Origin of the sequence: Latilactobacillus fragifolii, assembly GCF_905332535.1 — a bacterium.
Taxonomy (GTDB): Bacteria; Bacillota; Bacilli; order Lactobacillales; family Lactobacillaceae; genus Latilactobacillus; species Latilactobacillus fragifolii.
Window position 1 is genome coordinate 566165 of the sequence record NZ_CAJOCF010000001.1, and the last position, 19054, is coordinate 585218.

The following is a 19054-nucleotide window of genomic DNA, read 5'->3' on the forward strand; positions in this document are numbered from 1 at the left end:
AAGACGTATAATTTAGACTAAAATTATTTAATGATTAGTAAATATAGCAAATCAGCACAAAGGGTAGGCAGATAGATTATGGTTTTAACAGATATTGAATTTTTAATTAACTTTTTAGAGGAACGGCACGTCCCGGTAATTACCAAAAAGAAGCACACCTACCTGACGTACCATGGTTTGGAAGAACGCTATACTTATATTTTGAAAAAAGGCGTGATTAAAAACTCAATCATTTTGCAAGATGGTCGTGAATTCAATCTTTCTTACATCACCCAGCCGGATGTTATTTCACTTTTACGGGATGAAATTTCAAAATATACTGATCAACCGTTTAACGTTCGTGTTGAAACAGAGGAGGCAACCTTCTATCAAATTGACCGGGTAACCTTCTGGAATTACGTGAATGCCACCCCCGAATTGCAGAATTACGTTAAGAATTACTATCGTAAAAAATTATCCGAGAATATTTATCGCTTGCAAAAAATGGTGATGAACGGTAAAAACGGTGGGCTGTGTGCCTTCTTATACAGCTTAATTGATCTATTTGGTAAAAAACGGCGTGATGGCATCCTGATTGATTTTGTCGTCACGAACGAGGACATTGCCGGTTTCTGTGGGATTAGCTCGCGTAGTAGTGTTAATCGCATGCTCAATCAACTTAAAAAAGCCAACGTGATTGCAATCACCGAGCATAAATTCTTAATTAAAGATGTCAGTTACTTACTTGACAATATCGCCAATTAGCCATTTGTTAACATATGTAAACATGATTCGTGATTGCAAACGGTTATGAGACGCGTAGCCTTAATAGCCGAGAACAAATCAGCGGAGGTTTTTATGTATGCATATTCCAGATAATTATTTAAGTCCTCAAACGTGTGCCGTGCTTGCAGCGGCCGCTATTCCTGTCATGGGCTTGGCACTCAAGAAAGTCAAATACCAAGTAAGCGAAAAAAAAGAAACGGTGCCCATGTTAGGGATTTCCGCTTCGCTATCGTTTCTGATAATGATGTTTAACGTGCCTATTCCTGGTGGTACAACCGCCCACGCGGTTGGTACAACCCTATTAGCGATTCTCATTGGGCCATACGCTGCTAGTCTAGCCGTAATGATTGCACTCATCATGCAGGCCTTTTTATTTGGTGATGGCGGGATTCTCGCACTCGGTGCCAATATTTTCAACATGGCCATCATCATGCCATTTATCGGCTATGGTCTCTATCGACTATTCCAAAAAGCACACCATCCCAAAGTCGGGGCCGTAATTGGCGCATATCTCGGGATTAATGCCGCCGCATTAATGGCCGCTATTGAACTTGGCCTGCAACCACTCGTTGCGCATAACGCAGCTGGGCAACCCTTGTATGCCCCTTATCCATTACACATTGCAATTCCAGCCATGTTGTTCGCTCATTTATTAGTCGCTGGTTGGGTGGAAGCCGGCTTTACCCTCGCCGTTTATCAGTTCATTTGCCGGGTCGCCCCCAGTGAACTCTACGCCACACCGCACCAATCAGTGACTGCACAGCCCCCACACCATTTACAGCGTGCCCTTTACTTATTCATTTGTGGCTTAATTGTTCTGTCGCCCGTCGGCTTACTGGCCAAGGGAACCGCCTGGGGCGAATGGCGCGCAAGCGAACTCATTGCCCAACTCAAGCATGATCACCTAGGTCACAGCTTACCAAGTGGCATGGCCCATGGCTTAAACTTTAAGGCCCTCTTTAATGACTACACAGTCGCTGGCGTCCCATTGTCCCTTGGCTACATTTTATCAGCGATAACAGCAGTCATTATTTTTTATCTTATCGGAAAACTGGTGATGAATCATTATTCAACCCAATCCTAAATTACCAACCTGGCTACAAACAACAGAAGCTACGCCCAAAACGGTCGCGCCGTTCGACCGTTTTTTAATTCAAAATTTACGTTTTAGTGATCGTTTACTGCGGCGCTTTAATCAAACAAAACCTCAACCTTTAACTGCCCGTCAAACACCTGGCATTCAACTGATTAGTTTATTAGTGACACTCATCATTCTCGTGTTAACCCACAGTCTGCTTTTAATTTGGTTGATTGGTTTATTAACATTAATACGCATTTGCTACTTACCAAGTCAGCATTTATGGCCGCTTTTTAAACGCGTCGGTGACATCAGTATCATTGCGATTTTATTAATTCTCCCAAATTTTTGGCTCGGCCAAATTGCTACAACGCTTTTATTTATCGTACGGACTGAAATCATGTTATTAAATATTGCTTTTTTTCTCGAAACGATTACTTGGCCTGCCTTTATTGTTGCTTTACGCCAATTAAGACTCCCTAGTCTGCTAATTTTAACGCTCGAAATTAGTCTGAAATACAGCCATTTGCTCGCCCAATTTTTACAAGAATCACTCTGGGCAATTCGTTTACGATCAACCGGTAAAAACCATCAACAGCAAACTTTAGTTGGTTCACTGATTGGTCGTCTCTACTTGAGTTCTCGCGATTACATTGCTGCACTATACGATGCGATGATTCTCCGAGGCTATACCGGACAAGTCACCCGGCGGACGCCGCTAACAGTGAATCACTACGACTGGCGCTTAATCAGCTGGGATCTAGGGCTATTTTGCCTATTCTGTTTCATTCGGAGGTAATCAGATGCTGAATTTACAACACATTCACTACGCCTATTCACAAAGCGATAGTCTTAATGATATTTCCCTGACCATCGATGCGGGGGAGGCTGTCGCGTTTATGGGACCCAATGGTTCAGGTAAATCAACTCTTTTTAAATTAATTAATGGTTTGATTCAGCCTAGCGCTGGCCAATATTATTTTAAAGACCAACTTGTCGATGACCGTTTCCTCAAAAAACCGGCACAAGCCACTACCCTCCACCGCGCAATCGGCTTTGTGTTCCAAAATAGTGACGTTCAGTTATTCAACGAAACTGTCCGTGCTGAACTCGCCTTTGGTCCGGAACAAATGGGGCGCGATTCAGACGAGGTGCAACGCCGCGTTGATGATTGCTTAGCCCTACTTCAAATTGAAAAACTTGCCGATCGTGTGCCTTATCAACTCTCAGGTGGTGAAAAAAAACTCGTCGCTTTGGGTAGTGTGCTAACGATGAATCCTGAAATGATTGTTCTTGATGAACCGTTTAATGGCTTATCAGCAGCTTACCAATCACTATTGATTCGCTTATTGCAACAACTGAATGCAGCCGGTAAAGGTATCTTAATTGCCAGCCATAACTTGGCACAGATCAAACAAGTCGCCAAGCGCTTGGTAGTGTTTAACGAAAATCATCAAATAACCGATGACTTACCACTTGCAAAGCTTGAACAAGAACCGAAACTGCAGCAAAATTTAGCATTACTTTAAAAGAACGACCAACTAAGTTAGCTGGCCGTTCTTTTTTGGTTGTTGACTTAAACAGTCTTAAAATTTAAAATTACGCATCGTAACAAAAAAAACTTACCCCTCAGGATAAGTTTCTTTTGATACCTATTGACACACCATTCGGAATATAACCGGTTTGAATGCACTCATTTTATTTAATATTCTTCAAGAAGTTAAGCAACATTGCTGCTGATTTTTGACCGGCTTCTACGATGAATTCATCAAACGTTACGCCGGCTTCTTCATCGCCAACATCACTCATTGCGCGAATAACGACGAATGGAATCTTAAATTGCGTTGCCACTTGACCAATAGCCGCGCCTTCCATTTCACAAGAAAGTGCTTCTGGGTAAATTTCTTTAATTGCCTTGATTTTATCTTGGCTAGCAACGAATTGATCACCGGTCACAATTAACCCAACCCGTGGTTGTAGGTCAACCGCTTTGGCAGCCGCTTCGATTTGTTTGACAATCTTTGTATCGCTTTCAAAGCGTTGGGGTTGTTGGGGAAGTTGCCCTGGTAAATAACCAAAGGCAGTTGCTTCTGCATCGTGATAAGCGACTTCGCTTGAAATTACAACGTCGCCGATGTGAAGGCCTTCACCAATCCCTCCAGCTGAACCGGTATTAATGACAACATCTGGTTTTTCTTCAGCCAATAAGATTGCTGTCGTCATCCCCGCTTGCACTTTACCAATCCCTGATTCAACCAACGTCACTTCATGACCATATAATTGTCCTTTATAGAAAGTATTCCCGGCCACCGTATGTTGTTGCACATCTTCTAATTTTGTTAAAAGCGTCCGAATTTCTTCTTCCATGGCGCAAATGACACTAATTTTCATACTATTTCTCTCCATTCTAAAAAAATATTAACTTTACCATTCTATAGGAAAAAAAGAATCAAGTAAACGATAATAATTAAGCCCAAGGTAATGCCAATCGCCCAATTCAATCGTTTCTTCATTCGTTTCACCGCTGGTGGATCAACGCGCTTAGTCCGCCGCGTTACCGTTTCTGGTTCATCTTCGGTCACCGCTTTAAGGACTTCTTTTTGTTGTTCGCGCGCGTATTCTCGCTCGGCCCTGAGGCGCTCTTGATCGCGCCGTTTAAAAGCGGCTTCTTCAGCCGCTTTTTGTTGTCGATATTCTTCGCGCGTCTTAGGTTCGTTCGTCATCTTTACCGCTCCTATTTTGCTTGTAATTGCCAGTAATACAACGCCATAATTGTTTTGGCATCACAGATTAAACCAGCGGCGACCGCGGCTTGTGCTTCTTCGAGCGTTAATTTTTCGACATTCAAAAATTCATCGTCGTCTAACGAACGCTTATGGGTCACCGGCATTAGGGTATCAGTATAATATAAAGTCATTAATTCATTTGAAAAGCCGGGTGATGAAAAGAAATTCGTCACATGTACCAATCGATTGGTTGTTAACCCGGTTTCTTCATTTAATTCCCGTAATGCGACCTGCTCTAAGTTCGTTTCACCCGGATCAATTTTGCCAGCTGGAATTTCCAACGTCTCACGCTGCATGGGTGCCCGCCATTGTCGGACTAAAACCATCCGCTCATCTGCCGTAATTGGAATAATTCCAACCGCGCCATGATGGTAGACAATCTCGCGACTTGCAATTTGCCCATTTGGTAGTGCGACTTGTTGAACGGCTAAATCAATAATCTGACCATTGAATCGTATTTCTTCTGAGAGGACCTTTTCTGTATAATCCATCTGCTAATGCCACCTTTACCGTTTAATCGCTATTATACGCGCATTTAAAATTGTCCGCCATCGTCAATGCTAAATTCAGGTTCACGACTGAATTAAAAATCCATCCTTAGGCGGATACTCTTTTGGCTCAATTCCTGTTAGAATAAAGGCATCAATTAAATCAGGAGCTGACAATTATGTTTAAAAAAATAACGATTTGGTGCACAGGCATGCTGATGACAGTTGTCTCCATTCCCGTTCTTGCAATATGCTTTGATATTCATGGTGATTGGGATAATATCATTTGGTTCAGCCTTGGTTTATTATTAGGGCTAATTTACGTCACAATCAACCTCCACCGGCTCAAACGACAACCAAAATACAAAAAGGATCAGCGTATTTCTCCAAAAATGCTCAAGCATTACCAAGATGCTGGCATGAGTGATGCCGAAATTGACTTTTTTAGACAAACGATGCAACAGGCTGAAGCACAAATTAAGATACTCGCAAACAATATGCAGGCGCTCCCTAAATTACGGGCAATCGACCTGAATCACGACACAACCAAGGTCAGCCAATCGCTTTTTCGCGCAATTGTGAAAGAACCAAAGCGGCTTCATAATGCTGGCGACTTTTTATATCGACACTTACCTTCAATCAACGAACTCACTAGCAAATACATCGAAATTAATCATCATGAAGTCAAGACAGCTGATACCTACCTCGTTTTAGATAAATCAGCTGCGGCAATCGATGCCCTTAGTCAACAGATTCAACAAGACTATGCCAACTTCGTGGCCGAAGACGTTGCTGACTTAGACACAGAAGTCGCCGTCGCCCAACAACAAATTACCCCAGATCCTAAGGAGGAAAACTAATGTCTGAAACGCCTAATCCAACGAATGATTTGATGAACGATTTATTAAAAGATCCTTTTGACCAAGGTGCCCCCGTAGTCGCTGAACAATCAACACCCCAGGCGGAAGCCACAATGATTCATCAGCTCTCTCCTGAACAACAAGCCCAGGCCGAACAATTAGCACAACAATTGGACGTCAACGACCAACAAGCCGTCCTGAACTATGGTGCTCAAGCGCAAAAGAAACTCGGGGCTTTTTCGCAAACAATGCTCAATCAAGTCCAAAGCCAAGAAACAGGCGAAATTGGTGATGCGTTAACTTCATTGATGTACCGTTTAAACGAAGCCAATCCTGACGAATTACGTGCTGAAGACAGCAACGTTTTCAAGCGGATGTTTGGTAAGATTAAGAAATCAGTCTACGAAATCACCGCTAAGTATCAGAAAATTGGCGCTCAAATCGATGGCATTGCCGTTAAATTAGATAAAGAAAAAAAGGCATTAATGCGCGATAATGAGACCCTCGAAACACTGTATGCAAAGAACAAAGCCTACTTTGATGCGCTCAATATTTACATCGCTGCTGGTCAGTTGAAGATTCAAGAATTAGAGACAACGACCATTCCAGAAGCAATGGAACGCGCCAAAAATAACGATAACCAGATGGTCGTGCAAGAAGTCAATGATCTCAATCAATTCAAGAATCGCTTGGAAAAACGGACTTATGATCTGGAATTAGCACGTCAAATCACGTTGCAACAAGCCCCTCAGATTCGCCTGATTCAAAACACTAACCAGGCACTAGCTGAAAAGATTCAGGCTTCAATTAATACCGCGATCCCCCTCTGGAAAAATCAAGTTGCGATCGCCCTCACCCTTCTTCGTCAAAAAGACGCGGTCACTGCTCAACGACAGGTGTCTGAAACTACTAATGATCTTTTGAAGAAAAACAGCGCGATGTTGAAGATGTCTTCAATTGAAACCGCCAAAGAAAACGAGCGCGGCGTCGTTGATATCGAAACCTTACAAAAAACACAAAACGATCTTGTTGAAACCCTCCACGAAACGCTGAAGATCCAACAAGAAGGACGCGAAAAACGGCAAGTCGCTGAAAAAGAACTCAATCACATGGAAAACGAGTTGCGCGAACACTTATTGGCTTATACGCAAGGCCAAACCGTTGCTAACAGTGAACCAAAAGAAGTTAATTAATACAACCAGTGCCACATTCGTTAGTTTTTTTACTAACTGATGTGGCACTTTTTATCTCTATTAAGCTAATTTAGCAGTTTTAGTTTACAATACATACGCAATCAAGGCTTTTTCAACTGACTCTTTTTTTATAAACCGTCTTTATATACGTATCCCTTACCCATAAGATGTCTACTATCGTCCTCAAAATTTATCCTATCAACTAAATAATTTCATCCTAAGCATAAAAAAGGCTTGATTCCTATCAACATTAGAAATCAAGCCCGTACAATATAAAATTAAATTATTTTACTATTAGCCGCCATTTTTTTGATGAGCAGCACTATTTTTGAATAGTTAAGCTGTTTTGCGCTGTTTCAACATCCGCCAACCGGTTAAAGCTGTCGCGATTAAACAAATCACTAAGGCCACCATAAAGGCCACATGCATCCCAGCAATAAAAACAGTCGCATGGTCTGGCAGATAGCCTGTCACTTTTTGCCCATAATTGCGACTCATTGCACTGTACAAAACAGTCGTTGATAATGAAATCCCAAAGACCATCCCGAGGTTGCGCGCAAGGGCGTTAATTCCACCCGCAATGCCTAAGTCTTCAACACCAACCGAACTCATGACAATCGTATTATTCGGTGCTTGGAAAATTCCATTGCCAAGGCCAACTAAGCCGACAAAGAACATGAATAACCAGATAGGGGTGTGCAGATTCATCAACATATAGCCAATCTGACTGATGGCAATCAACACTAACCCGATAAACGTTAACCTTTCCGGCCCAATTCGATCCGAAAGACTGCCAGCAATCGGTGCGACCACCACTTGGACAATTGGAAAAATCATCAAGCTGTAGCCGGCAAGATTAGGCGCTAAGCCTAGCGCATTTTCCAAATAAAATGGTGAAATCACGTTGAAAAAGAAATTAACGATAAAAATCAAGACCGCACACATTAAACTCAGACTAAAATCAATATTTTTGAATAATCTAAATGATAATAAGGGTTGTTCAACATGTTGTTCGAGCCAAACAAAGATGCCAGCACTAATGAAAGCCACCATAAAGGCCGCCAAAATGATTGGTGCTGTAAAGCCGATTTGTTGGCCAATAAAAATACCGAGAAATAAGCTAACAATTAAGCCTGCAAAACTGATAAACCCCATATAGTCAATTTTTTCATGCGTTTTAATAATATCCTGCGGTAAAATAAAATGACCAAAAATAATGGTTAAAAGTCCAATTGGCACGTTAATCCAGAAAATATAGCCCCAACTAAAATGCGCTAAGATTAACCCACCAATTCCTGGCCCAGCAATGCTGCCTAATGCAACGAACGATCCCGTTAGCCCTAATGCGCGCCCCCGTTCTTTGACTGGAAAGACTTCAGTGATGATGCCATTGTTATTACTCATAGTCATCGAAGCGCCAAGGGCTTGAATAACCCGAGCTCCTAGTAGTAACGGTAAGCCACCGTTGAAGCCACATAACCATGAACCAATCACGAATAAGAAAGTTCCAATTTTAAAAACTTTGACTTTTCCAAATGCATCGCCAATTTTGCCGAATAGTAACAACAAGGCACAAATCATAATCAGATAAATCGACACAATCCATTCCGCTTGATTCATCGGAATCTTTAAATCACGGCTCATAACTGGCAGCGCAATATTGACAATGCTGCCATCAAGCGTCGACATGAAGGTAAATAGTCCAACAGCCATTAATATTCGCCAACGATTTTTTTGAACTTGCGGATTATCCGCATAACTTAATGCCATCTGGAAATCACTTTCTTTCTTTTAAATTTATTTTATTATACCGTGATTTTAGTTAAATATAAAAAAACTTCCCCAATCAATAACGGTTTTTGATTGAGGAAGTTGCCATTACTTCACTTGTTTTTTTCTATATCGCCAAGTAACTAAGGTAAAACCAATCACAATACTGATTACTGGTTCAATAAAGGAATAAGTAGCAAACGGTACATAATCAATTGGATTAACGCCAAGGGTCCCAGCTATGAAAATGCCACTGACGCCCCATGGGACTAAGGCATTTACTGCTGAGCCACCAGCTGAAAGTGTTCGACTTAAATACTTACGGTCCAATGACAATTTGTCATATGCTGATTTAAACGTTTCTCCGGAAAGAATCACTGATAAGTATTGTTCCCCCACCAAGAAGTTGATCCCAGTTGCACTTACAATCGTCATCATAATCAGCTTGCCTGGCGTGTTAACGAACTGCTGAATATTCGTAATCAATACTTCAACCACCTGATACTTAATCAGCAAGCCACCAAGTGATAGTGCCAGGATGATGAGGGCCGCTGAGCCTAACATACTTGCCATGCCCCCTCTGGTAAGGAGCATATTCATTTGTCGATTACCTGTCTTAGCCACGAACCCATTCATCAGCATGTCACACAATTCTTTTAGACTGTAATGGGCCTTACTCCTAAATAGAGTGATAAAAACAGCAGTAAATGAACTGGTTAGTAACGATGGAATTGCCGGTACTTTTAACCATGCAAAAATAAACAAGATAATGACTGGCAAAATAGCCCAAAATGAAATGTCAAAGTGTGTCATCAACACATCTGCCATTTGCTGAATACCAGCCATATTAGCTGATTTCGCACTACTACCAACCACCATATAAAATATAAGCGCAATTAGCGCTGCTGGCAATGCCGTTTCAGCCATACTTTTAATGTGATCATAAACATCAATTCCAGCAATCCCGGATGCTAAATTAGTGGTATCTGACAAGGGTGAGAGATTATTCCCTAAAAACGCCCCCGACACAATGGCGCCCACCGTCAATGCGGTTGAAAAGCCCAATATATGGCCAATCCCTAAAAAAGCAATCCCCATTGTTGAAATGGTTGTAAACGAGCTGCCCACGGTAATGCCAATGACAGCACATAACAGAAAAATAGTGGGAATAAAGAATTTAACCGACACCAGCTTAAACCCATAATACATGATTGTGGGAATGGTCCCACTAGCAATCCAAGTTGCCACGAGCACCCCAATCAGTAGAAAAATAATAATCGGAATCATTCCCGGTTTAATCCCTTCAACTATGCCATCATGAATTTCATCCCAAGAATACCCACGAAACTTACCATAAAATAAGAGGACCGTAAAAACCATTAAGATTGGAATATGCGGTGTCATCTTGTATTTAATGATTAAAATACCAAGACAAGCTAACATCCCGACCAAAATCACAATCGATTCCAGTAAACTTGTTGGCTGTTTCTTTTTTTCTTGTGTCATTTGAACACCCTCTAACTGATTCAATTGTCAAAACTATGAAAAACGGCCAACCTTTTAAAAGCTGACCGTTTTTTGAAACTATTTTTGTTGCATATCTTTTTGAATATCAATTAACCATTGATCATTCTTATATTTACTAATAATAAATGGAATAACTGTAAAGACAATTGAAATGATAACAACCAATAATGATTGTGATAAGCTTGTTGTGAATAAGGTTGCGAAGACAATAATGGCAATCCCTAAAATCAAAGCAATGGAAACTGTCCAAACTAAGCCGTTACCTTTTTTACCAATTCGGTATGGCCGCTCTAAATCCGGTTGATCTTTACGTAATTTCAAGACCGCTACGGCGATTAATAAGTAAACAATTGCATACAAAATCGTTGTTGCATTCGTTAACGTTAAGAATACGCCGTTGACGTCTTTCATAAAGCCATATAATAAAGCAAATAATGAAATTGCGATGGTTTGTGTTAAGACAACATTTTTTGAAACGCCATATTGGTTTTGTTTGTGGAAGCCTAATTTTGCTGGTAAATAACCGTCACGAGCAACTTGAATGATAGTCTTTGAAGGACCTGTGACCCATGCAGATAATTGCAATAAGACCCCAATGAAAACCATAAAACTAAAGACATTGGCGATCATTGTTGGCCAACCAAGAATTTGACAATAAATTAAGATTGGTTGGGTAATGTTTGAAAGTTCCATTTTACCCATTGGGACAACATTAGCAACTAACATTGCGTTTACCAAGTTCAAGACAACTAACCCAATTAATGAAACGAAAATCCCTTTCGTAAAGGTTTTTGATGGGTTGTGTAAACGGGGAATAAAGACAGATGACATTTCAATCCCAGTAAAGATGAATGAGATCCCCGCCATATATTTCAATGATGATAAACCGTCTTTAGTTGGAATTAATTTGCTCATTGAGAAATGTCCCAATGTTCCGCCAGGCATAATTCCGTTTTTGATAAGTGCTGCAATGCCCATAACCGCCATAATAACGATTGGAATGTAAACACCTAACCAAACACCGATATTACCGCCGACTTTAGCCATGTCATATTTTAAGTTTAATAAGGTAATGATCCAATAAAATACTAGGATACAACCAAGAACAAACCAGTGGTTATTCCCTAAGGTTGGATTACCAAATGAATTACCTAACAAAGGCCCGATAGTTGAAGCAACCATAACCATTCCTGGGAACATTTGTACCCAAAGTAACCAAGCTGCAACAAAACCTAATTTACTACTTAAAGCTGTTTTAATCCAAAGTTGTGGGCCACCTTCTTCAGGCATTGCAGTCCCTAACTCACCAGCAATCAAAGCGATTGGTAGTGCGAAGAATAATACCGCAAAGATTGAATAACTGATTTGAGCCCAACCGGTTGCAGCTAACGTCGGAATACTACGAACAGTTGCACATAAAGCCATTGTTAAACCAATAAAGGTTCCTAAAGCAATTTTATTAACTTGTTTATTTTTCATTTTTACTTTTCCTCCGATTTCATCTCACAATAAGAAAGCCGCTTGCGCGGCTTCTCTTTTTACTAAACAATTACTTAGAATTATTTACGATCTTCGTAAATGGCTTCTAATTTTTCTTGCATAGCTTGTTTGATCTTAGGAGCAAAGTAATCAAAGTTTTCTGCTTTGTTCATATATGGTGTCATAACAGCGGCCCGAAGAACCGTTACTTTACCGGCTTCTTTCCAACCTTCTTCAGTAACGCCTAAGTTATTAACAAACTTGAATGGGCTGTTACCATAATCTGGAATAGCAAAATCAGTATGTGATGTTAGGTATTCGTTACCATAGATGCTACCAGTTACATATGAAGCTTGGTTGTAGAATTCGTGATTTAATGCGTTCATTTCGACAAGGTTGTTATTACCTTTTTCTTGGAAGACATAGTCAACCATGTTGAAGTCAGGGTCTGTTAAAGGATGAACTTCAATTGTCTTGTCGCCAACTTTAAATTCTAAATCACTTAAGAAGTTGTAGAAACGACGAGCACCTTCGATTGAAGCCCCAACTAACTTACCATAACCAGTGACGTTCAGTGGTAATGTCTTATGGGCAGCCCATACTGATGCAGCAGTTGCGCCAGCTTTTGAACCTTCAAGAATGTATGCCCCTAATAATGCAGGAATATCAGCGCCTTTTTCAAAGACGTATGTTGCGAAGTATGAAATCACATCGCGCATACGGATATCTTGAATGGCAATCCCACCAGCTGAATAAGGAATGTAACCCATCTTGTGTGGATCAATTGTAACTGATTCTGCTTCAGGGAATGCAGCATATGCCTTATACGTATGTTCTGAAATAAGGTTTTCATCTTCAGTAAAGACATTGTATTCAGCGAATTTACTTTGTAAGTCTTTGTATGGCATTAATTTGTTATCTTCATCAAGTAAGATAGCACGACCATAACCACCGTAAGCAGCATCAATGTGGAAGTAGAAATAGATGCCTTCTTTAACAAGTTTGTTACGTAATTCAGCAATTTCATTGATGCCGTCAACAGCCCCTTCTTCAGTTGAGCCAACAACGCCGACAACCCCAAGAATTGGTGTTTCTGTGCTTGCTAATTCACGAATAATTTTTTCTAATTCATTAATATCCATCCGGTAATTTGAATCAACTGGTACAGGAATGACTTGATCCAAACCGATACCGATAATATCAGCGGCTTTTAACCATGAATAATGTTTTGTTTGTGGTACTAACCATTTGCCTAACTTATCAAGATCTTTACCACCACGAGCTGATTTAGCTTTGATTTCATCGATCTTGTCGCCGTTAGCTTCAACTAAATCCATAATTTCTTTAGTTGACATGTTTGATAATTCCCAGTCTGTCTTACCAGCAACAATCGTTGGATCAACAGCCTTCATTGCAAATGGAAGTGATTTGATATTACGTGCATACCATAACCCTTCCAAGTTAGCTAATGAGCCATCAGCCACAATGTGGCCCCAGCCATTTTTGTAACCCATCAATGTTGCAAATTCCAAACCAACTTCTTCTTCCATTTGGGAAGTTGCGGGTGATGATTCATAAGCAACGTTATTACCATTCCATAACATTGCATAGTTATATGCCAAAATGGCTGGCATTAACGTTTCTGAGTTCATATGTCCCCAGTAACGGCCAGCATTATGCCAAGGAACTGATTGTGAACGTAAACGTGATGAAAGTTCATCTAAAACGTCTTTCATGTTATTAACTGTTCCTTGGAACTCAGGTGATGTTTGTTGTTCAGCTGAAATCATTGGTTTGTCTTGTGGCATATAGTTTTGACGCCATCCAAGATGTTCATCAACCAACTTACCTAACAAATCCTTATACAGTTGACCATTCTCAGCTTTATCACCGATAAATAGAGCAGATAAATCTGTATCTTTTGCACTAAAACTAGTGTTACTCATAACAAAAAATCCTCCTAAATGTAGATATAGTATAACCCCAATCAATACAATACGCCCCTTGTAAGAAAAAGTAAACCATAATAACGCTTACATTTTTTAGGAAAACGAAAAATAGCCGTCAAAACGCGTTTGACGGCTACTCTTGCTGTTGTATTTTTGGGGTTATACTATAATGCTCTACATTCACGAAGAACTCAGTAACATTTAGTATAGATACAAAAGCCTTCATTTAGTTTTTGGAACGTCACTAGTCGGTAACACGTGCTAAGAAGTAATTCTTCTTCCCACGGCGGATAATCACGAACTTACCATCAAAGCTAGTCATTGGATCAATCATTGCATCAGTTTCTTGGATTCGATCGCCATTAATTGTGATGGCGCCATTTTGAACATCTTCACGTGCTTGACGTTTTGAAGGTTCAATCCCCGTATCCACTAAGAAGTCGACAATGTTCTTTGCTTCTTGACTAATTTCAACTGATGGTGCTTTGCCAAAAGCTTGTTCTGCTTCAACAACATCTAAAGCTTTGATATTACCTTCAAAAAGTAATTCAGTAATGTGTTCTGCTTCATCTAATGCTTCTTGCCCATGCACAAAACGTGTCACTTCTTGTGCTAACCGTTTTTGCGCTTCACGTTTTTCAGGTTCAGTTGCCACTTTTTGTGCTAATTCTTCAATTTCATCTTCTTCCAAGAATGTGAAGAATTTCAGGTATTTAACAACATCGCGGTCGTCTTGATTTACCCAGAATTGGTAGAATTCGTATGGTGAGGTCTTTTCAGGGTCAAGCCAGATTGCGCCGCCTGCTGTCTTACCAAACTTAGTACCATCAGCTTTTAACATTAATGGAATCGTTAAGCCGTAAACTGGTTCGTCACTACCTTCAAGTTTGTGAATCATATCAATCCCAGAAGTAATGTTTCCCCATTGGTCGGCCCCACCAATTTGAAGTTGAATGTTATGTTCGTCATGTAAATGCTTGAAATCAATTGATTGTAAAATTTGGTATGTGAATTCAGTAAATGAAATCCCGACTTCCAAACGACTAGCAACAATGTCTTTAGCTAGCATTGTATTGATATTAAAGTTTTTACCGTAGTCTCTTAAAAAGTCCAATAATGAAATTTTTGACAACCAATCGTAATTATTAACAAACGTGACGTTGGCATCTTTACCAAATAATTTCCGCATTTGGCTTGATAAAGCTTCGACATTTTTTTGAACCTTTTCCATTGTTTGTAACTGCCGTTCTGAGTTACGCCCACTTGGATCACCAATGGAACCTGTCCCACCACCAATTAGGATGTATGGATGATGGCCGGCTAATTGAAAACGCTTCATCATCATAAATGGAATCAAATGGCCGATATGCAAACTATCGCCAGTTGGATCAGCACCACAGTATAAAGAAATTTTGTTATTTTCAACTAATTCACGTAAACCTTCAGCATCTGTTTGTTGGTTGATGGCATCCCGCCATGTTAATTCATCAATAATATTTTTTCTCATCAAAATTTCCTCCTAAATAAAAAAGTCCCAGCAATCTTTAATAAAATAAAGACTACTGGGACGAAATATCATTTTTTCGCGGTACCACCCGTGTTATATTTTGAAAGTGCACTTTCAAAATATCACTCTAGATTTTAACGTAAATCCAACGTACGATTTAATGAAACGAAAAGTGTAATTCGACTTAGAAACATATATCAGGTCTCACCAAATCCCGACTCTCTGTAATAGTGGTTACTAATTCTACTGCGCTTTTCAATCGCTCTATTAACTTATGTGCTTATCATAGTTCACACGATAAACAAAGTCAACACTTTTGGGCTATTTTTTTATAAACTTGGACGATTTTATTCTAATTTAAATCTAATCAAATTAAAATCACCCTATTTTACTTTAAATTAAAGTTTTACAACATTCGCAGCTTGTGGTCCCCGTGTCCCCTCAACGATGTCGAATTCAACCGCTTGACCTTCTTCTAATGACTTGAAACCTTCGTCTTGGATCGCACTGAAATGAACGAAGATATCGTCTTGACCTTCTACTGAAATAAAGCCAAAACCCTTTTCATTGTTAAACCATTTTACTGTTCCTTTTTCCATGATGTTACTCCTTTTAAATCCACAATTATTATTTAGCACCAGAATTGGTAATCTAAACAAGTCAATTGTACGCGATTTTGTAACCGCATGCAAGCGCAAAATAAATTAATTAAGTTTATAGCGAGTACGCCGTTGATATTGTTCACCAGGGTGCAAAACAATATTCCCAAACGCACTATGATGAATGGCATCTGGCATCATTTGAGCTTCCATCGCCACTGCTTGGTGGGGTTGAATTGCCTGATTCGTTAAGTTCGGTTCAGCACCGAATCCGTTAGCAGTATAAACGACGATTGCATTGCCTTCCGTGTTGATTGTGATTGAACGACCACTTTTAGGATCGCGTAAAACCGCATCCGCTTTATTTGGCATGTGATTCAGCAAGAATGGGTGATCAAAACCACCAACCAATTGAGTTTGCTCATTTTCGCTGTCAAAAGCTTCTTGTAAAGCTCGCGCCTGGCGTAGATCAAAGACCGACCCCACTACTGATGCTAATTCACCGGTTGGCAAACCATCTGGTTGAATTGTCCCAAAGCGATCACTATCGATTTGCAACGTGTGTTGGCCAACAAATTGGTCGAAATCACCCGTCAAATTCAGATAGACATGGCATGTTGGATTAAACAATGTGGTTTTGTCAGTCGTTGCTTGATAGTCAATTAGCCATTCATTGGCCTCATTTAACGTATAAGTTGTTGTTACCGCTAAATTACCAGGAAAGCCGTTTTCACCGTCTGGACTAGTTAATGTGAAAACAACGCTAATCGCGTCCTCTTTTTCAACCACTGATGACTGCCAAACTTGTGATTCAAAACTATTTGGACCGCCATGATTCGTGTTGACACCGTTATTAATCGGTGCTTGATAATCATGGCCATCAAGTGTAAAAGCGCCATGGCCAATGCGGCCTGCAACGCGGCCCACTGTCGCACCAAAATAAGCTTGTTGTTTTACAAAATCCGCTAGATTGTCATAGCCAATGACAACATTGGCCATCTGACCATTTTGATCAGGCATCACCAATTGAGTAATCGTCGCACCATAATCCATCACAGCTAATTGATAACCCTGCCGATTCTCTAACCAATACTGCCAAACTGTTTGACCATTTATTTCACCAAATACTTCTCGCCAATACTTCATGAATGTTCCTCCTCAATAGGTTAAACATGTTGCGTAAATTTGATAAATGCCGCTTGACCTTGTTTGTCACGTTTAAAAACACCAGCATCTTCTAAAACACGCATGAAAACTTTTCCGACTTCAGTGCGTACCAATTGGATCACGTTATCCGCTGTGATTTCTGCATTGGCAGCTTTAATTTTATCCGCCCAGTCTTGATGATAAGCGGCCATTTGGTTGGGTTGATCACAGAGATAGTGTTCAACTTCTGCCATTTCAGCTTTGAGCCGTGGCGGCAAAATCGCCAAGCCCATCACTTCAATTAAACCAATATTTTCTTTTTTGATATGTTGCACATCGGCATGGGGATGATAAATCCCATCTGGATGTTCTGCGGAAGTTTGATTATCCCGTAACACTAAATCAATTTCAAATTGACCATCTCGCATCCGCGCAATCGGCGTAATCGTATGATGCGGTGTCCCATCTGCTGAATGGGCTAAGATTTGGACACTTGGATCACTGTAATTTTGCCAAGTGGTTAAAATTTGGGCAGCGAGTGTTTCCAAATGCGTTGCATTCGCACTCGTCAAACGAATGACTGACATTGGCCACTTCACAATCCCCGCCTGAACATCATCATACCCGTCAAAATGGAGGGGCGTCTCAATGGGGGCCTTAGCCATTGGAAAATCATGACGGCCGCCTTGATAATGTTCATGGGTCAAAATCGAACCACCGACAATTGGTAAATCAGCGTTACTTCCGGCAAAATAACCGGGAAACTGCTTCACAATCTGTAATAGATTTTTGAAGGTTGTGGCATTAATCACCATTGGTTCGTGTTGCCCATCAAGGAAAATCGAATGCTCATTAAAATAAGCATAGGGTGAATATTGAAAGCCCCACGTCTGGTTCGCCAATTCAAAACGAATGATGCGGTGATTCCGCCGGGCTGGGAAATCTAAGCGCCCTGTATATCCCTCATTTTCCATACATAACTGACACTTCGGATAACCCGTTTGTTTCATCGTTTTGGCTAACGCAATTTGTTTCGGATCCTTTTCCGGCTTCGATAAATTAATCGTGATTTCTAAGTCGCCATATTGCGTTGGCACTTGATAAGCAATATTTTTTGCAATTGCGGCCACCTTAACATAATCGTTGGCCCGACTTAATTCATAAAAATCGGCAAGCGCTTGTTGGGGATCACTTGCATACTGATGCCAAAAACGGCGATTCACCGCACTTGGTAAGGGCGTCACCAAATCCATTAACTTGGCCCCTAAAATATCTTGTTCTGCCGCTAAATCAGCAATTCGTCCATTAACGACTGCCAAGTGCAACAAGGCGTCCTTTAATCCGATGAGACTTCGATCAGTCACTGTAACGTCACTGTCTTCTTCACCAACAAGATCTAATACGAGATTAAATAAGTATTGTTGGTCTTCTGCTGTATAAAGTGGCTCTTGAAAGGTAATCACTTTTTTAATAAATGTTTGAATCAATTCACTTGCTTGCATATGCTTTCCTCTACCGATCTGCGTATCCTGCTGGATGATTTAAATGCCAATTCCAGGCGGTTTCAATAATGGCTTCCATGTTATCGTATTGTGGGGTCCACCCTAACACGGCGCGGGCTTTGTCACTGGCGGCAATCAAAGTGCTTGGATCACCAGCACGCCGTGGCGCCATTTTAACGGGGATTGCTTTGCCGGTTACGGTGCGGGCCGCTTCAACAATCTCCATGTTTGAAAACCCAGTTGATGATCCTAAGTTAAACGCGTTACTATCATGGCCAGCTTCAAGATAACCGAGTGCTAAAATATGGGCGTCGGCTAAGTCTAAAACGTGGACATAATCACGGACGTTGGTGCCATCTGGGGTCTCATAATCGTCGCCAAAAATCGATAATTGATCGCGCTTTC

General features: G+C 40.7%; 18 protein-coding genes and 1 other annotated feature. Of the genes, 6 read left to right on the top strand and 12 right to left on the bottom strand.

The genetic code is table 11. The features are described 5' to 3' along the window. Positions 1-78: 78 nt before the first annotated feature. The 4 genes from J7Q78_RS02700 to J7Q78_RS02715 all read left to right on the top strand — a co-directional run bounded on the left by J7Q78_RS02700 (position 79) and on the right by J7Q78_RS02715 (position 3372). Entirely contained in the window at positions 79-744 is a 666-nt protein-coding gene (locus J7Q78_RS02700) for a Crp/Fnr family transcriptional regulator (RefSeq protein WP_208422383.1), read from the top strand. 97 nt (positions 745-841) lie between these two features. After that, positions 842-1849 (top strand): cobalt transporter CbiM, encoded by a 1008-nt coding sequence (gene cbiM, locus J7Q78_RS02705; RefSeq protein ID WP_208422384.1) that lies wholly within the window; start codon positions 842-844, stop codon positions 1847-1849. Positions 1850-1946: 97 nt separating this feature from the next. After that, the gene (locus tag J7Q78_RS02710; RefSeq protein ID WP_268911922.1) at positions 1947-2642 is read left to right on the top strand and encodes an energy-coupling factor transporter transmembrane component T; all 696 of its coding nucleotides are present in this window, start codon (positions 1947-1949) and stop codon (positions 2640-2642) included. Positions 2643-2646: 4 nt separating this feature from the next. Next, a complete protein-coding gene (locus J7Q78_RS02715; RefSeq protein ID WP_208422385.1) occupies positions 2647-3372 on the top strand; it encodes an energy-coupling factor ABC transporter ATP-binding protein in 726 nt (241 codons plus the stop codon). Positions 3373-3541: 169 nt separating this feature from the next. On the opposite strand, the gene J7Q78_RS02720 is transcribed toward J7Q78_RS02715, so the two are convergent. From J7Q78_RS02720 to J7Q78_RS02730, 3 genes are read right to left on the bottom strand one after another with little or no spacing between them, the layout of a single operon-like run. Then, entirely contained in the window at positions 3542-4234 is a 693-nt protein-coding gene (locus J7Q78_RS02720) for a 5'-methylthioadenosine/adenosylhomocysteine nucleosidase (RefSeq protein ID WP_208422386.1), read from the bottom strand. 41 nt (positions 4235-4275) lie between these two features. After that, positions 4276-4566: a hypothetical protein gene (locus tag J7Q78_RS02725; RefSeq protein WP_154242162.1), complete on the bottom strand. Its 291-nt coding sequence runs from the start codon at positions 4564-4566 to the stop codon at positions 4276-4278. Positions 4567-4577: 11 nt separating this feature from the next. Beyond that, a complete protein-coding gene (locus tag J7Q78_RS02730; protein WP_208422387.1) occupies positions 4578-5120 on the bottom strand; it encodes an NUDIX hydrolase in 543 nt (180 codons plus the stop codon). Positions 5121-5296: 176 nt separating this feature from the next. Between J7Q78_RS02730 and J7Q78_RS02735 the strand changes: the two genes are divergently transcribed. Both J7Q78_RS02735 and J7Q78_RS02740 read left to right on the top strand, forming a co-directional pair. Beyond that, positions 5297-5977, top strand: a complete 681-nt coding sequence (locus J7Q78_RS02735) for a 5-bromo-4-chloroindolyl phosphate hydrolysis family protein (RefSeq protein WP_208422388.1) — start codon at positions 5297-5299, stop codon at positions 5975-5977. Beyond that, on the top strand, positions 5977-7170 hold the full coding sequence (locus J7Q78_RS02740; protein ID WP_208422389.1) for a toxic anion resistance protein: 1194 nt from the start codon (positions 5977-5979) through the stop codon (positions 7168-7170). The genes J7Q78_RS02735 and J7Q78_RS02740 overlap by 1 nt, the downstream gene beginning before the upstream one ends. A 336-nt stretch (positions 7171-7506) precedes the next feature. Here J7Q78_RS02740 and J7Q78_RS02745 read toward each other — a convergent pair whose 3' ends face one another. The 9 genes from J7Q78_RS02745 to J7Q78_RS02785 form a co-directional block, all read right to left on the bottom strand. Next, positions 7507-8940, bottom strand: coding sequence for an MFS transporter (locus tag J7Q78_RS02745; RefSeq protein WP_208422390.1), 1434 nt, complete (start codon positions 8938-8940; stop codon positions 7507-7509). A 108-nt stretch (positions 8941-9048) separates the two neighbouring features. Beyond that, complete coding sequence (gene nhaC / locus J7Q78_RS02750) at positions 9049-10446, bottom strand: Na+/H+ antiporter NhaC (protein WP_208422391.1); 1398 nt, start codon at positions 10444-10446, stop codon at positions 9049-9051. Between the two features lie 78 nt (positions 10447-10524). Then, positions 10525-11946, bottom strand: coding sequence for a tyrosine-tyramine antiporter (gene tyrP / locus J7Q78_RS02755; protein WP_208422392.1), 1422 nt, complete (start codon positions 11944-11946; stop codon positions 10525-10527). Positions 11947-12026: 80 nt separating this feature from the next. Continuing rightward, entirely contained in the window at positions 12027-13892 is a 1866-nt protein-coding gene (gene tdc, locus J7Q78_RS02760; RefSeq protein ID WP_208422393.1) for a tyrosine decarboxylase, read from the bottom strand. Between the two features lie 247 nt (positions 13893-14139). Further along, positions 14140-15402, bottom strand: a complete 1263-nt coding sequence (tyrS, locus tag J7Q78_RS02765; protein WP_076787307.1) for a tyrosine--tRNA ligase — start codon at positions 15400-15402, stop codon at positions 14140-14142. Between the two features lie 53 nt (positions 15403-15455). Then, positions 15456-15670, bottom strand: a binding site (T-box leader). A gap of 130 nt (positions 15671-15800) precedes the next feature. Beyond that, positions 15801-16001 carry a cold-shock protein gene (locus J7Q78_RS02770; RefSeq protein WP_057907942.1) on the bottom strand — a complete coding sequence of 67 codons (201 nt, stop codon included), beginning with the start codon at positions 15999-16001 and terminating at the stop codon, positions 15801-15803. 105 nt (positions 16002-16106) lie between these two features. Further along, entirely contained in the window at positions 16107-17147 is a 1041-nt protein-coding gene (locus J7Q78_RS02775) for an aldose epimerase family protein (RefSeq protein ID WP_154242170.1), read from the bottom strand. Between the two features lie 20 nt (positions 17148-17167). Continuing rightward, complete coding sequence (gene galT, locus J7Q78_RS02780; RefSeq protein WP_208422394.1) at positions 17168-18649, bottom strand: UDP-glucose--hexose-1-phosphate uridylyltransferase; 1482 nt, start codon at positions 18647-18649, stop codon at positions 17168-17170. 10 nt (positions 18650-18659) lie between these two features. Next, positions 18660-19054, bottom strand: a 395-nt coding sequence (locus J7Q78_RS02785; protein ID WP_208422395.1) for a GDP-mannose 4,6-dehydratase, incomplete at its 5' end; no start/stop codon positions are given.

Coding starts and splice junctions, on each gene's coding strand:
- tdc (WP_208422393.1), bottom strand. CDS start 13,892: ATGAGTAACACTAGTTTTAGTGCAAAAGATACAGATTTATCTGCTCTA.
- nhaC (WP_208422391.1), bottom strand. CDS start 10,446: ATGACACAAGAAAAAAAGAAACAGCCAACAAGTTTACTGGAATCGATT.
- J7Q78_RS02740 (WP_208422389.1), top strand. CDS start 5,977: ATGTCTGAAACGCCTAATCCAACGAATGATTTGATGAACGATTTATTA.
- J7Q78_RS02730 (WP_208422387.1), bottom strand. CDS start 5,120: ATGGATTATACAGAAAAGGTCCTCTCAGAAGAAATACGATTCAATGGT.
- J7Q78_RS02775 (WP_154242170.1), bottom strand. CDS start 17,147: ATGAAGTATTGGCGAGAAGTATTTGGTGAAATAAATGGTCAAACAGTT.
- cbiM (WP_208422384.1), top strand. CDS start 842: ATGCATATTCCAGATAATTATTTAAGTCCTCAAACGTGTGCCGTGCTT.
- galT (WP_208422394.1), bottom strand. CDS start 18,649: ATGCAAGCAAGTGAATTGATTCAAACATTTATTAAAAAAGTGATTACC.
- tyrP (WP_208422392.1), bottom strand. CDS start 11,946: ATGAAAAATAAACAAGTTAATAAAATTGCTTTAGGAACCTTTATTGGT.
- tyrS (WP_076787307.1), bottom strand. CDS start 15,402: ATGAGAAAAAATATTATTGATGAATTAACATGGCGGGATGCCATCAAC.
- J7Q78_RS02745 (WP_208422390.1), bottom strand. CDS start 8,940: ATGGCATTAAGTTATGCGGATAATCCGCAAGTTCAAAAAAATCGTTGG.
- J7Q78_RS02715 (WP_208422385.1), top strand. CDS start 2,647: ATGCTGAATTTACAACACATTCACTACGCCTATTCACAAAGCGATAGT.
- J7Q78_RS02725 (WP_154242162.1), bottom strand. CDS start 4,566: ATGACGAACGAACCTAAGACGCGCGAAGAATATCGACAACAAAAAGCG.
- J7Q78_RS02720 (WP_208422386.1), bottom strand. CDS start 4,234: ATGAAAATTAGTGTCATTTGCGCCATGGAAGAAGAAATTCGGACGCTT.
- J7Q78_RS02700 (WP_208422383.1), top strand. CDS start 79: ATGGTTTTAACAGATATTGAATTTTTAATTAACTTTTTAGAGGAACGG.
- J7Q78_RS02770 (WP_057907942.1), bottom strand. CDS start 16,001: ATGGAAAAAGGAACAGTAAAATGGTTTAACAATGAAAAGGGTTTTGGC.
- J7Q78_RS02735 (WP_208422388.1), top strand. CDS start 5,297: ATGTTTAAAAAAATAACGATTTGGTGCACAGGCATGCTGATGACAGTT.